The 13,593-nt window shown below is 64.1% G+C and carries 10 protein-coding genes and 1 pseudogene; 4 read left to right on the top strand and 7 right to left on the bottom strand.

The annotated features are described in order from the left end of the window. Positions 1 to 120 precede the first annotated feature (120 nt). From BVH03_RS05990 to BVH03_RS05980, 3 genes and pseudogenes are all read right to left on the bottom strand, one after another. A pseudogene (locus BVH03_RS05990) lies at positions 121 to 360 on the bottom strand (transposase); the annotation flags it as partial. Between the two features lie 57 nt (positions 361 to 417). After that, entirely contained in the window at positions 418 to 1,704 is a 1,287-nt protein-coding gene (locus BVH03_RS05985; RefSeq protein ID WP_075960329.1) for an FAD-binding oxidoreductase, read from the bottom strand. A gap of 155 nt (positions 1,705 to 1,859) precedes the next feature. Then, a complete protein-coding gene (locus BVH03_RS05980) occupies positions 1,860 to 3,353 on the bottom strand; it encodes an aldehyde dehydrogenase family protein (protein WP_075960328.1) in 1,494 nt (497 codons plus the stop codon). Between the two features lie 137 nt (positions 3,354 to 3,490). Here BVH03_RS05980 and gcvA point away from each other — a divergent pair, with 137 nt between their 5' ends. Next, a complete protein-coding gene (gene gcvA / locus BVH03_RS05975; protein ID WP_075960327.1) occupies positions 3,491 to 4,420 on the top strand; it encodes a transcriptional regulator GcvA in 930 nt (309 codons plus the stop codon). 129 nt (positions 4,421 to 4,549) lie between these two features. Beyond that, a complete protein-coding gene (locus tag BVH03_RS05970) occupies positions 4,550 to 5,947 on the top strand; it encodes a VOC family protein (RefSeq protein WP_075960326.1) in 1,398 nt (465 codons plus the stop codon). Positions 5,948 to 6,045: 98 nt separating this feature from the next. Here BVH03_RS05970 and BVH03_RS05965 read toward each other — a convergent pair whose 3' ends face one another. The 3 genes from BVH03_RS05965 to pcaB all read right to left on the bottom strand — a co-directional run bounded on the left by BVH03_RS05965 (position 6,046) and on the right by pcaB (position 10,206). After that, positions 6,046 to 7,440 (bottom strand): lyase family protein, encoded by a 1,395-nt coding sequence (locus tag BVH03_RS05965; RefSeq protein ID WP_075960325.1) that lies wholly within the window; start codon positions 7,438 to 7,440, stop codon positions 6,046 to 6,048. 42 nt (positions 7,441 to 7,482) lie between these two features. Beyond that, positions 7,483 to 8,784 (bottom strand): C4-dicarboxylate transporter DctA, encoded by a 1,302-nt coding sequence (gene dctA, locus BVH03_RS05960; protein ID WP_075960324.1) that lies wholly within the window; start codon positions 8,782 to 8,784, stop codon positions 7,483 to 7,485. A 66-nt stretch (positions 8,785 to 8,850) separates the two neighbouring features. After that, on the bottom strand, positions 8,851 to 10,206 hold the full coding sequence (pcaB, locus tag BVH03_RS05955; protein WP_075960323.1) for a 3-carboxy-cis,cis-muconate cycloisomerase: 1,356 nt from the start codon (positions 10,204 to 10,206) through the stop codon (positions 8,851 to 8,853). A 111-nt stretch (positions 10,207 to 10,317) separates the two neighbouring features. Between pcaB and BVH03_RS05950 the strand changes: the two genes are divergently transcribed. Together BVH03_RS05950 and BVH03_RS05945 are read left to right on the top strand one after the other, a co-directional pair. Beyond that, entirely contained in the window at positions 10,318 to 11,052 is a 735-nt protein-coding gene (locus BVH03_RS05950; RefSeq protein WP_075960322.1) for a GntR family transcriptional regulator, read from the top strand. A 440-nt stretch (positions 11,053 to 11,492) separates the two neighbouring features. Further along, the gene (locus BVH03_RS05945) at positions 11,493 to 11,972 is read left to right on the top strand and encodes a GNAT family N-acetyltransferase (protein ID WP_075960321.1); all 480 of its coding nucleotides are present in this window, start codon (positions 11,493 to 11,495) and stop codon (positions 11,970 to 11,972) included. Positions 11,973 to 12,016: 44 nt separating this feature from the next. Here the strand turns inward: BVH03_RS05945 and BVH03_RS05940 are convergent, their stop codons facing one another. Next, entirely contained in the window at positions 12,017 to 13,489 is a 1,473-nt protein-coding gene (locus BVH03_RS05940; RefSeq protein WP_075960320.1) for an inorganic phosphate transporter, read from the bottom strand. Positions 13,490 to 13,593 lie beyond the last annotated feature (104 nt).

The following is a 13,593-nucleotide window of genomic DNA, read 5'->3' as shown; positions in this document are numbered from 1 at the left end:
GATGTTCTATAACCCTAAACGCCGGCACAGCAGCGCTATGCAGCTATCGCCAGTGGAGTTTGAGAAGCGATATATCCAGAGCTTGGAAAGTGTCTAGGAAAGCCGGGGCGATTCACTTACCCCATTCTGATCAGGCTCACTCCATTGACGGAAGTAGCGGTGCACAGTTTGCCAACGGGGGAAATCGCTAGGCAGAAAGCGCCACTGACAGCCTGTTTTCAACAGATACAGCACCGCGCACCACACCTCATACAGCTCCACGGTGCGAGGCTTGGTACGCTTGCGGGCGCTTTCCAGCAAAGAACGGATTTGTTCAAACTGCTCGCGACTCACATCGCTCGGATAACGGTGCTTTCTCATACCCATAGTGTGCAGGAAAAGATCCGAGACAGGTTCTAAAAAGACCGTGATCAGATTCTAGAGGATCACCCGCAGACACTGGCCGGCGTGGTACAGCGAGAAGCCCGCTTCGTAGTAACAGGTGCGCAGCCCGGCGCTGCGCAGCGCTTTCATCCGCGACAGCGGAATGGGCAGCACGCTGCTGTCGCTCTCGAGCAGGTAGTCGGCGAGGGCGTGGCCCACCACGGTGCCGGTGGTATTGCCGCGGCCGTTGTAGCCGGTTACCGCGACCACGCCAGGCGCCGGTTCGAACAGCTTCATCAGGTGGTCCGGGGTGAAGTCGATGCAACCGGTCCAGTGCATTTCCCAGTCGACCTTGCCGAGCTGCGGGAAGTAATGGCCCTGGATGCGGTCCGCCCAACTGCGCACGAACCAGTCCGGCTTATTGCTCGATTTGCCCATGCTGCCCAGCAGCAGGCGGTCCTGATCGTCACGGCGGATGCTGCTGAGCACCGTGCGGGTGTCCCACGAACCCTGGCCGTGGGGCAGCACGGTGTCGGCCGCCGCGCCGCTCAACGGCCTCGAGGCAACCTGGTAGTAATAGCCGCGGAAGAAGTTGCGCTGCACCTCGGTCCAGTCGCCCTCGGTGTAGGCACCGGTGGAAATCACGATCTTCTCGGCCGTGACCGTGCCCAGGGCCGTGCGCACCCGCCAGCCATCGGCCTGCTTGTGCAGCTCGCTGACCGGCGATTGCTGATGCAGGGTGCCGCCCAAACGCAGCACGGCGGCGGCGAGGCCCTGGGTATAGCCCATGGGATTGATGGTGCCGGCGCGACGGTCCAGCAGCGCGCCGGTGATCTTGTCGGTGCCGCAATGCTCCACACAGGTGGCGCCGGTCAGCAGCTCGACATCCGCGCCGCGGCGGCGCCACTGGGCCTCGCGGGCCTTTAGGTCTTCCAGGCCGGCGGCGTTGTGAGCCATGTGCAAGGTGCCTTGATGGCGCGCCTGGCAGTCGATCTGGTAGCGCTCGATGGCTTCGAACACCATTGCCGGCGCATCGCCCAGTACCTTGTTGAGGCGGCCGCCGGTCTTTTCGCCCAGGGTGGCTTCCACATCGTCGGGCTTGATCCAGGTGCCGGCGTTGACCAGCCCGACGTTGCGCCCCGAACCACCATGGCCGACCTCGAAGGCCTCCAGCACGCATACGCTCTTGCCCGCCTCGAGCAGTCGCAGCGCCGCCGACAGCCCGGTGATGCCGCCGCCGATGACGCACACGTCGGCCTTCACGTCGCCAACCAGAGCGCCAGCGTTGATCGGTGCCGGCGTCACCACTGCCCAGAGGCATTTTTGCTCGAAGCCACTCATCTCGCGTTCCTCTCCAGATAGCGGCGACGGGTGTGACGGCGTTTTGCAGCAGGGCTCCACGCACTCCGTGGGAGCGCGCCATGCGCGCGAAAAATCGCGGGCATGGACTAGGCGTTCCCGCCCGCTCCCCCAGATGACGAGGCAATAGTCACCAATCAGTCGAACACGATGCCCTGGGCCAGCGGCAGTTCGCGGGAGTAGTTGACGGTGTTGGTCTGGCGGCGCATGTAGGCCTTCCAGGCATCGGAGCCGGACTCGCGACCGCCACCGGTTTCCTTCTCGCCGCTAAAGGCGCCGCCGATTTCCGCACCACTGGTGCCGATGTTGACGTTGGCGATACCGCAGTCGCTGCCGGCCGCGCCCTGGAAGGCTTCGGCCTCACGCACGTCGGTGGTGAAGATGCACGAGGAAAGGCCCTGGGAAACCTCGTTGTTCAAGCGCAGCGCCTCTTCGAAGTCGTCGTAGGCGAGCACGTAGAGGATCGGCGCGAAGGTTTCATGGCGCACCACCGCGCTCTGGCTCGGCATTTCGACGATGGCAGGGCTCACGTAGTAGCCGTAGGGGAAGCTGTCGGCCAGCTGGCGCTCGCCACCGAACACCTGGCCGCCTTCGTCGCGGGCACTGGTCAGAGCATCCTGCATGGCGCGGAACGCCTGTTTGTCGATCAGCGGGCCGATCAGGTTGCCCTGGCGCGGGTCGCCGATGCGTACCTTGGCGTAGGCGGCTTTGACGCGGGCGACCACCTCGTCCTTGATCGAGCGATGGACGATCAGGCGGCGCAGGGTGGTGCAGCGCTGGCCGGCGGTGCCCACGGCGCTGAACAGGATGCCGCGCACGGCCAGGTCGAGATCGGCGCTGGGAGTGAGGATCATGGCGTTATTGCCGCCCAGTTCCAGGATGCTGCGGCCGAAGCGGGCGGCCACCCGCGGCCCGACTTCGCGGCCCATGCGGGTGCTGCCGGTGGCGCTGATCAGCGGCACACGCGGGTCGTCGACCAGCACTTCGCCAGCGCTGCGGTCTCCGATGACCAGTTGCGCCAGGCCGTGCGGGGCGTCGCTGCCGAAGCGCTCGAGGGCCTTGTCGAACAGTGCCTGGGAGGCCAGGGCGGTCAGCGGGGTCTTTTCCGACGGCTTCCAGATCACCGCATTGCCCGCGACCAAGGCCAGAGTGGTGTTCCAGGCCCACACGGCGACCGGGAAGTTGAAGGCGCTGATCACCCCGACCACGCCCAGTGGGTGCCAGGTTTCACGCATGTGGTGGCCGGGACGTTCGGAGGCGATGGTCAGGCCGTAGAGCTGGCGCGACAGGCCGACGGCGAAGTCGCAGATGTCGATCATTTCCTGCACTTCGCCCAGGCCTTCCTGGGTGATCTTGCCGGCTTCGATGGACACCAGCTCGCCGAGGTCGGCCTTGTGCTCACGCAGCACCTCGCCGAACAGGCGCACCAGCTCGCCGCGACGCGGCGCCGGCACCTTGCGCCAGGCCAGGAAGGCGTCGTGGCCGGCGCTGATCCTGGCGCGCACCGCGTCGGCATTTTGCAGATTCAGGTGGCCGATCTGGCTGCCGTCGATCGGGGTGTAAACCGCATGGCTGCCGTTCTGGTAAGCGCTGGCGCTGACACCGAGACGTTCGAGTAGCGGGTTGACCATGGCGATCTCCTGAGGCGTGAAGTTGAAATCCGCGACAAGGATCAGTATTAATCCGCAACCTGCATGCAACAAACGACGTTTACGCACCATGTCATTCCGTCATGGAATCAAGTCGCCGCGACTGAACAGAGAAGCTCATGTCCAAACGCCTGCTGCCGACCATGACCGCCCTGCAGTGCTTCGAGGCCGCGGCCCGGCACCTGAGCTTCACCCGCGCCGCCCAGGAGCTGCACCTGACGCAGAGCGCGGTGAGCAAGCAGGTGGCGCAGCTCGAGGACATGCTCCAGCATCCGCTGTTCCATCGAGTGCGCCGCCGCTTGCAACTGGCGCCGGCCGGCGAGCTGTACCTGACGGAGGTGAACAAGATCCTCACCCAGGTGGACATCTCCAGCCGCTACATCCTCTCCTACGGCGGCGAAACCGAGGTGCTCAAGGTGGCCACCCAGCCGACGTTCGGGGCGCGCTGGCTGGTACCGAACCTGAAAGGTTTTTCCCGGCGCAACCCCAACATCCACCTGGACATCAAGAACGAGCTGGAGCCCTTCGATCTGGTGCAGGCCAAGGCCGACGTGGCGTTTTTCTACGGCACCGGCTCCTGGCCGGGGGCCATCTGCATCGAGCTGTTCGGCGAAGACGTGATTCCGGTGTGCGCGCCGGACATCCTGCCCAATGAGCCGCTGCTCGACGCCGGCGACCTGGCCAATCTGGTGTTGCTGCAATGCACCTCGCGGCCCGGCGGCTGGCACGAGTGGTTCGAGGAGCAGGGCATCAGTACCGAGAACAGCTACCACGGGCCGCGCTTCGATACGTTCTACATGTGCATCCGCGCGGCGCAGTCCGGTTGCGGCGTGGCACTGGTGCCACGTTTTCTGGTCCTGGACGAGCTGCAGGAAGGCAAGCTGGTGATCCCCTGGCAGCACTACAAACCCAGCCAGGGCGCCTACTTCATCGCCGTCGCCGAGCAGTCCGCCGAGGTGCCGAAGGTCAGGGCGCTGATCGACTGGATTCTCGACAAGGCGCGGGCCGGCAACGAGGCCATTCGCTCAGATCCTGAATTCAAGGAATGATGGCAGCACTTTATTTCGCTTGTGGCAGGCCCAGCATCTCGCTTTGATAGTCGTACTCGGTTCCCCCGAGGCATCAGGAGAGCTGCGCGCAGGAACACCCGATAAACCCGACAGGAGGTTTTTGCAGCCATGAGCAACCAAGGATTTGTCGATCCGTCTGCAATCCGTGCGCAGTTTTCCAGCGCCATGTCTGCCATGTACCGCGCCGAAGTGCCGCTTTACGGCGACCTGCTCGACCTGGTGGAGGACACCAACGCCCAGGCGCTGGCCGGCTCCGCGGCGCTGAAGCAGCAGCTGGAGCGGACCGGTGAAATCGAGCGCCTGGCCATGGAGCGCCACGGTGCGATTCGCGTTGGCAGCGCCGAGGAGCTGTCTACCATCCGCCGCCTGTTCGCGGTCATGGGCATGCAGCCGGTCGGCTACTACGACCTCGGCGCGGCCGGTGTGCCGGTGCATTCCACTGCCTTTCGCGCCGTACATGAAGCCGAGTTGCAGGTCAGCCCGTTTCGCGTGTTCACCTCGCTGCTGCGCCTGGAGCTGATCGAGGACGAAGCACTGCGTGCCCTGGCCGCCGAGATTCTCGCCAAGCGCGACATCTTCACCCCGCAGGCGCGAGCGCTGATCGAGCAATGCGAAGCCCAGGGCGGCCTGAACGCCGCCGATGCCGAAGCGTTCGTAATGCAAGCCCTGGAGACCTTTCGCTGGCATACCGAAGCCACCGTCAGCGCCGCCGAGTATGACAGTTTGCACGACCAGCATCGCCTGATCGCCGATGTGGTGGCCTTCAAGGGGCCGCACATCAACCACCTGACACCGCGCACCCTGGACATCGACGAAGTGCAGGCGGCCATGCCCCGGCGCGGCATCACGCCCAAGGCGGTGGTCGAGGGGCCGCCACGGCGCCAGTGCCCGATCCTGCTGCGCCAGACCAGCTTCAAGGCGCTGCAGGAGCGCGTGGCGTTCGTCGGCCAGGCCGGCGCGGCCGGCAGCCATACCGCGCGCTTCGGCGAGATCGAGCAGCGCGGTGCAGCGCTGACCCCTGCCGGTCGCGCGCTGTACGACCAATTGCTGGGCGAGGCCCGCGACGACCTGGGCGAATTCCCCAACGAAGCCAACGCCCAGCGCTACGCCGATTTGCTGGCGCAACGCTTCGCAGCCTTCCCCGACAGCTACGCGGCCATGCACCGCGAGGGCCTGGCCTACTTCCGCTACTTCGTCACCGAAGCGGGCAAAGCCGCGCGCCGTGATGAAACCAGACCACGCAGCCTCGCTGCACTGATCGACGCCGGCCATGTGCATTTCGAGCCGTTGGTCTACGAGGATTTTCTGCCGGTAAGCGCTGCCGGCATCTTCCAGTCCAACCTCGGCGACGATGCCCAGGTCAGCTACGACGCCACCTCCAACCAGCAGGCCTTCCATACCGCCCTCGGCGCCACGGTGCACGATGAGTTGGCGCTGTACGCCGAGACCCAGCGCCGCTCGCTGGCCGAGTGCGCGAAGGCGCTGGGGCTTGAATCGCTGGACTGAACGAGACCGATGAAGAAGCGGCCCGTCTTGAGCAGGTGAGCGGGTGCCGCTATTCGATGCCTGACCCGATGCCGGGTCAGGCAGGGCAGCGGGGTCGCTCAGCCTCGAGGCGCAATCATCAGGGCCGGGCGGACGTGGGCGTCATAGGCTTCGGCGGTGAGGAAGCCAAGCGCTATGGCCGCCTCCTTGGGCGTGAGGTTTTCGTCCGCCGCCTTGCGGGTGATCTGGCTTACGCGGTCGTAGCCCAGCACCGGGTTCAGTGCCGTGGCCAGCAGCAGGGAGCCTTCCACATTGCGTTGCAGCACTGGGCGGTTGAGTTCCAGTCCGGTCAACAGCTTGTCGGTGAAAATCATCAGGCTCTCGGAAAGCACCGAGATCGACTGCAGCACGTTGTGAATGATCACCGGCTTGGCGACGTTCAGCTCGAACAGGCTGGAGGCGCCGGCGATGGAAACGGTCGTGGTGTTGCCCATCACCTGCATGCAGGCCTGGGCCAGCACCTCGGCGATGGTCGGGTTGCGCTTGCCTGGCATGATCGAGGAGGTCAGCCCGTCATCGGGCACCACCAATTCGGCCAGCCCGCAGCGAGGCCCTGAACTGAGCAGACGAATGTCGTTGGCCAGCTTGGTCAGCGAGACCGCCAGTACGTTCAGCACACCCGACAGCTCCACGAAAACGTCATGGGTGCCCATGCCCTCGAACTTGCACGGGTTGCTTTCGAAGGGCTCACCGGTGATTGCGCAAAGCTCCTCGCAGAACACCTGCGCAAAGCCCAGCGGGGCGTTGAGCCCGGTGCCCACTGCCGTGCCGCCCTGGGGCAGTATCCTGAGTCGCGCCATGCACGCCTGCACGCGGCAGATGCCATGCCGGATCTGTTCGGCATAGGTGGCAAAGGCCTGGCCCTGGCTCATGGGCACCGCATCCATTAAATGGGTACGGCCGATCTTCAGCTCGTCGCGCCAGGCGCGGGCTTTCTCTTCGAGCCCTTCGTGCAGGTGACCAAGCGCCGGCAGCAGGGCGTTCTTCAACGCCAGGTACGAGGCCAGGTGCATCACCGTCGGAAAGGTGTCATTGGAGGACTGCGAGCGGTTGACGTGGTCGTTGGGGTGAACGGGCGATTTGCTGCCCAGCTCGTTGCCCAGCAACTGGTTGGCCCGGTTGGCGATGACTTCGTTGGCGTTCATGTTGGTCTGGGTCCCGGAGCCGGTCTGCCAGATGGTCAGCGGGAACTGCTCATCGAACAGGCCGGCGGCAAGCTCTGTGGCCGCCTGCTCGATGGCCTGGGCGAGTGCGTCGTCGATCGCGCCCAGGCGCCGGTTGGCGCGGGTGCTGGCCAGCTTCTGCTGGCCGAAGGCATGCAGCAGGTGGGCAGGGAACTGCTCGCGCCCGGCCCCGAATACGCCGATGGCTCGCTGAGTCTGTGCGCCCCAGTACTTGTCCTGCGGGATTTCCACGGGGCCGAAGGCATCGTGCTCGATACGGAATTTTTCCATGACGGTTCTCGGTCGTGATTCAGGAGTGAGTGTGCCGGCACGTCACAGCGGTGCCGTTGCCGCGCGGCCCAGCACGCGCTCGTACTCGACCTTTGCTTCCTGTTCGCTGAACTCGCCCGACCATTTGGCAACCACCACGGTAGCGACGCTATTGCCGATGGTGTTGCAGGTGGCGATCGCCATGGACATGAAGCGGTAGACGCCGAACAGCAGGGCCAGACCCTCGACCGGCAGCGAGCCGATAGCGGTGACCGTTGCCGCGAACACCACGAAGCTGCCCCCGGAAACCGCCGCCGCGCCTTTGGAGGTCACCAGCATGATGGCGAGAATGCCCAGTTGCTGTTCCCAGCTCAGCGGCACGCCATAGGCGTTGGCGATGAACAGCACGCACAGCGACATGTAGATCGATGTGCCGTCCAGGTTGAACGCGTAGCCAGTGGGCAACACCAGGCCGACGCTCTGCTTGGAGCAGCCGAACTTCTCGAGTTTCTGCAGCAGTCGCGGCAGGGCACTTTCCGACGACGCGGTACCGATGACGATGAAGATTTCATCCTTGATGTACTTCAGGAAGCGCCACAGGCTGAACCCGGAAACACGGCAGATGGTGCCCAGAATCACGAAGATGAAAAAGAACACCGCCGCGTAGAACATCAGTACCAGGTTGGCCAGCGACATCAGTACCGCCGCACCGTTGCTGCCCACCGCGTAGGCCACCGAGCCGAAGGCGCCCAGGGGGGCCAGCTTCATGATCAGGTTGATAAACTCGAAGAAGCACTCGGAGATGCGGTTCAGGCCATCTTCGATCACTTCGCGGCGCTCGGCCTTGAGCGCCAGCAGGGCGAAGCCGAATAGCACCGAGATCACCAGCACCTGCAGTAATTGGCCGCCAGCGAAGGCACCGACGAAGTTGTCGGGGAAGATGCCGTAGATGAAGTCCATCGTCGACTGCGGCGCGTGGCCCTTGGCAACTGCCGCGGCAGCTGCCGCCGAAGTGGCGCCGCTGGGGTGGGCATCGTGCATGCCGGAGCCGATCTCGATCAGGTTGCCCCAGGCGAGGCCGATGGCCAGCGCCAGGGTGGACACGACCTCGAAGTAGATCAGTGCGCGGATGCCGACCTTGCCGACACGCTTGATATCACCGGCCGAGGCGATGCCGTGCACCACGGTGAAGAACACCAGCGGGGCAACCGCCGTCTTGATCAGCTTGAGAAAGATGTCGCCGAGAATCTTGAATTTGGCTGCCAGCTCGGGGGCGATGAAGCCGAACGCGATGCCCAGCACCATGGCGGCGATGACCTGAAACGTGAGGTCGCGGTAGAACGGTTTTGCGGTGGTAGATGACATGAGCGAATTCTCTTTATTGTCTTTGTCGAGAGATTCGCGGGCTCGCCATGGAGCCCGCTGCAAGCGTCAGCGTTGAACGCGGCCCGGGCGCTCTAGTGCGCGGTCGACCATTTGCGGTGCGAGGCCCAGGTAATTGGCCGGGTCGGTCAGGCGCTGCAGCTCGGCGCGTGGCAGGCGGTCGGCGACTTCCGGGTCTCGCAACAAGGCATCGAGCAGGCTGATGCTCTCGTCGTTGGCCACGCGGCAGGCGGCATACACCACGTCATGCGCGACCTGGCGGCCGAGCTCCGGGGCCAGCCCCATCATCACCGCCTCGGCGACGATCAGGCCGCGGGTCATGTCCAGGTTCTGGCGCATGCGTTCAGTGCGAACGTCCAGGCCTGCAAGCATGAATTTGGCTTGGGCAAGGGAGCCGGCGGTCAATGCGAAGGCCTCCGGAATGGCCACCCACTCGGCCTGCCATGGGCCTGTGGAGCGCTCGAAGTCCTGGATCATCGCATCGAGCATCAGGCCCGCCTGCTGGCGAACGCCCTTGGCGGCGGCGTACATCAGCTCGCAGGAAATCGGGTTGCGTTTCTGCGGCATGGTGCTGCTGGCGCCACGGCCCTTCACGAAGGGCTCGTAGACCTCGCCGAGTTCGCTGGTCATCATCATCATCACGTCGAGCGCGACCTTGCCCAGCGACCCGGTGACCAGACCTAGGAAATTCAGGGTTTCTGCCAGGCCATCACGGGCCACGTGCCAGGTCGCCTGAGGCACGCCCAGGCCCAGCTCGGCCATCAGTGATTCCTGAACCTCCAGGCCCTTGTCGCCCAGCGATGCCAGGGTGCCGGCGGCGCCAGCGAACTGGCCGATCTCGACACGTGGACGCAGTTCGACCAGGCGCTCGGCATGGCGGTCGAACATGCTCAGCCATACCGCGCACTTGTAGCCGAAGGTGATCGGCAGCGCGTGTTGCAGGTGGGTACGGCCCGCCATCGGCGTGTCGCGGTAGCGTTTGGCGAGGTCGGCGAGCAGACCACGGACGGCCTGAACGTCGCGCTCCACGATCACCAGTGCATCACGCACCTGCAGGACCACCGCGGTATCCATGATGTCCTGGGTGGTCGCCCCCCAATGCACATAGCGGCCGGCCTCACCGCAGCACTTCGAGAGCTGTTCGACCAGCGGCAGAATGGGATAGCCGACGATTTCCGTTTCGTGCTGCATCAGCGTCAGGTCGAGCGAAGCGTAGTCGGCTTTGGCGGCGATCTCTTCGGCAGCGGCGGCGGGGATCACCCCGCAACGTGCCTGGGCACGCGCCAGCGCCACCTCGACCTCGATGTAGCGCTCGATCAACGCTTTATCGGAGAAGACGTTGCGTATTTCGGCGGTGCCGAACATGTCGCGGAACAGAGCGGAATCGAAAACGGTAGTAGACATGAGGAAGCCTTTTGTTTGTTATTGTTCGTACAAATATAATATGTTCGAACAAAATACTCGGCCACATTTGGTACACTGTCAACACGTCTTCGTCCCCAATATGAGCAGTGAATGAGCAGCCGCGGTCGCTACACAGAAATCGCCAACGACCTCATCGAAAAGATCGCGGCGGGTAATCATCCGGTCGGCTCTCTGCTACCGACCGAGCTGGAACTCTGCGACCTGTATGGCGTGGGCCGGCACACCGTGCGGGCGGCGATCGATCTGCTGCAGGTGCAGGGCATGGTGTCGCGGCGCCGCAAGGTCGGCACCCGGGTCGAGGCGGCTGCTCCGCGGAGTGGCTATTCCCAGGCGATCGATTCGATCACCGATCTGGTGCAGGTCGCCGAGAGCCATGTGCGTGACATCCAGGAGGTTCGGCATTTCGTCGCCGACATCACCCTCGCCAACCGCCTGGGGTTGATCCCCGGCGAGCACTACTTTTGCGTGTCGAGCATCAAGGTCGAAAATGGCCAGGCGCGGCATCCACTGTGCTGGACGGATGTCTATGCGTTGCAGCGTTTCGCCGAGGTGATTCCGCAGGCCAGGGCGCATCCCGGCGAGTTGATCGCCGCGCTTATCGGCAAAGCGTTCGCGAAGAGCATCGAGTCGGTGGATCAGGAGGTGAGCCCGGTCCAGCTCACCCCGGAACTCGGTGCCAGCCTGAAGGCGCCCCACGGCGACCTGGGGCTGAACATCATTCGCCAGTACCGTGATCAGAACGGCGAAATCATCTCCGTTTCCGAAACCGTCTACCCCCGAGACCGTTTCAAGCTCGTCATGCACATGACCCGATCACAGAAGTAACGGCGCTGGCAAAAAGGTTGCCTGGCCAACACTTGAACGGCTGCTCAGTCCTGGCGAGCGTGGGCCGCAGGCTCTATCGGTTTACTTGCCGCTGCAGGCCAAATGCCGGCAGCCCTCACCCGAGATCGACCTCCACCGCTTGTTCGTTCGCTACCGCCAACACGCTGTTGGCCTTGTGCAGTACATCTCGGGGGGCCATCGCCATAGGTCGCGCGGAAGGTGATGGTGCCCTCGCATGCGTCCTGAAGGCCACGGTTCGCTCACGCCGGATCGCGCCCAGGACGCGACGCTGGTTACGCCGATGGGCCACCACCGGCTCGGCAACGGCCGACTCGTTGCACACCTGGGCGGTCTATACGGCATAGTAGGTCTGCCAGCGGGGTGCTCGATATGAAGCGCCTGGCTGATCTGAATTTCAATTTGAAAGAGTCGGTACACCCATGGATATCCGCGCCACCCGAAAGGACGACTGGACGCTACTGAAACGGATCCGCCTCGCCGCCTTGCAGGACACGCCTACGGCATTCGGGGTGAGCTATCAGACGGCAGCGGCCGACAGCGATGCCCAGTGGCAGGTACGGGCGGCGGGCGAGAGGACGCGGTTCTGGTTGGCATTCGACGATGGCAGGCCCGTCGGCCTGGTGGGCGCGGGCTTTCGCGATCCTGCCCGCTATGAGCTGATTGCCATGTGGGTCGAGCCGGCAGCTCGCGGTTCAGGCGCGGCGGATGGGCTGGTGGCGGCCGTAAAGGCAGGTGCGATGGAGCTGGGCGTCGATGCACTGTTTCTCGAAGTCGCCCCCGAGAACGTCAGGGCCGTGCAGTTCTACCACCGGCACGGTTTCCAATTCCTGGATGAGTGGGAAGCGATCGACAGCCACCCGCATATCCTCGCGCAAAGTATGCGCTGGAGTTGCGGCTAGCGTGCAAAGAGACGAGGCACCTGGGCAGGTGCCTCGTGCTTCAATCAGCCGAAGATCAGCGTCGAGACGTAGAACAAGCCAGCAGCCAGGGCCATGGAGGTGGGCAGGGTGAGCACCCAGGCCAGCAGGATGTTGCTGATGGTGCTGCCCTGCAGGCCGCTGCGGTTGGCGACCATGGTGCCGGCTACGCCCGAGGACAACACATGGGTGGTCGACACCGGCAGGCTGTAGACGTTGGCCAGGCCGATGGCGCAGGCCGCGGTGATCTGCGCGCTCATGCCCTGGGCGTAGGTCATGCCCTGCTTGCCGATCTTCTCGCCGACGGTTTTCACCACGCGCTTCCAGCCGACCATGGTGCCGATGCCCAAGGCCAGGGCCACGGCGAGAATCACCCAGAAGGGCGCGTATTCGGTGGTGGCGGTCAGGTCCTTGCGCAGCTTGTCGAGGTCGGCCTTCTCACGCGCCGGCAGGTCCGGCAGCTTGCCGACCTTTTTCGCCGAGTCGTCAAGGCACAGCAGGTAACGGCGGATGTCGATGCGCGCTTCTTCGCTGAGGTCACGGTAGTCGTTGACGCCATCGAGGGTGCGCAGCAGGCCGTTGATGGTCGGCTCGGTGAGCTTGGGATCGCAACGGAATTGCTTAGGCAGCTCGGTGTTGGCTGCCTGGCCCAGGGCCAGGTATTCACTCAGGGTCGGCGCGTTGCGCTGGTAGAACTCGCCCAGGTGAATGGCCGCATCGCGAGTGCGGGAAATCTGGTAGGTGGTGCTGTTCAGGTCGAGCACGAACTTGGCCGGCACGATACCGATCAGCACCAGCATGATCAGGCCGATACCTTTCTGGCCGTCATTGGAGCCATGCACGAAGCTCACGGCCATGGCCGAGACGATCAGCACCAGGCGGTTCCAGAAGGGCGGCTTGTTCTTGCCCTTGGTTTCCTTGCGCACCACCGGCGTGCTGTGCACCTTGGGCGTCGGCATCCAGTACTTGAGCGCCAGGAACAGCAGGGCGGCGACCACGAAGCCGGCAACTGGCGAGAACACCAGCGACAGACCGATATCGATCGCCTTCTGCCAGTTCACGCCATCACCCAGGGGAATGTCGGTGAGCAGCGCGTTGGCCAGGCCGACGCCGAGGATCGAGCCGATCAGGGTGTGCGAGCTGGACGCCGGGATACCGAAGTACCAGGTGCCCAGGTTCCAGGTGATGGCCGCAGCCAGCAGCGAGAACACCATGATCAGGCCGCGACTGGTGTTGACGTTGATCAGCAGCTCCACCGGCAGCAGGTGGACGATGGCATAGGCTACGCCAACGCCGCCGAGCAGCACGCCGAGGAAGTTGAAGATGCCGGACATGATCACCGCCAGGTTTGGCGGCATGGCCTTGGTGTAGATGACCGTGGCCACGGCGTTGGCCGTGTCGTGGAAACCGTTGATGAATTCGAAGGTGAGGACGAAGAGCAGGGCGAGTGCGAGGCTCAGCGCCAACCAGGCATCAAGCCCGCTGAATAGTTCGAACATGGAAGGTTACGTCTGGCTCGTGAGAGAGGTGGGTTGTTCCAGGACACGCGTGGTGTTGTTGATCGATGCGTTGCCTGGCAGCTGCCGGCCCTGATGAGGGGCCG

It is taken from the genome of Pseudomonas sp. PA15(2017) (assembly GCF_001945395.1).
GTDB lineage: Bacteria > Pseudomonadota > Gammaproteobacteria > Pseudomonadales > Pseudomonadaceae > Aquipseudomonas.
Note: the sequence above shows the minus strand (reverse complement) of the source record. Positions and strands in the feature narration are given on the sequence as shown.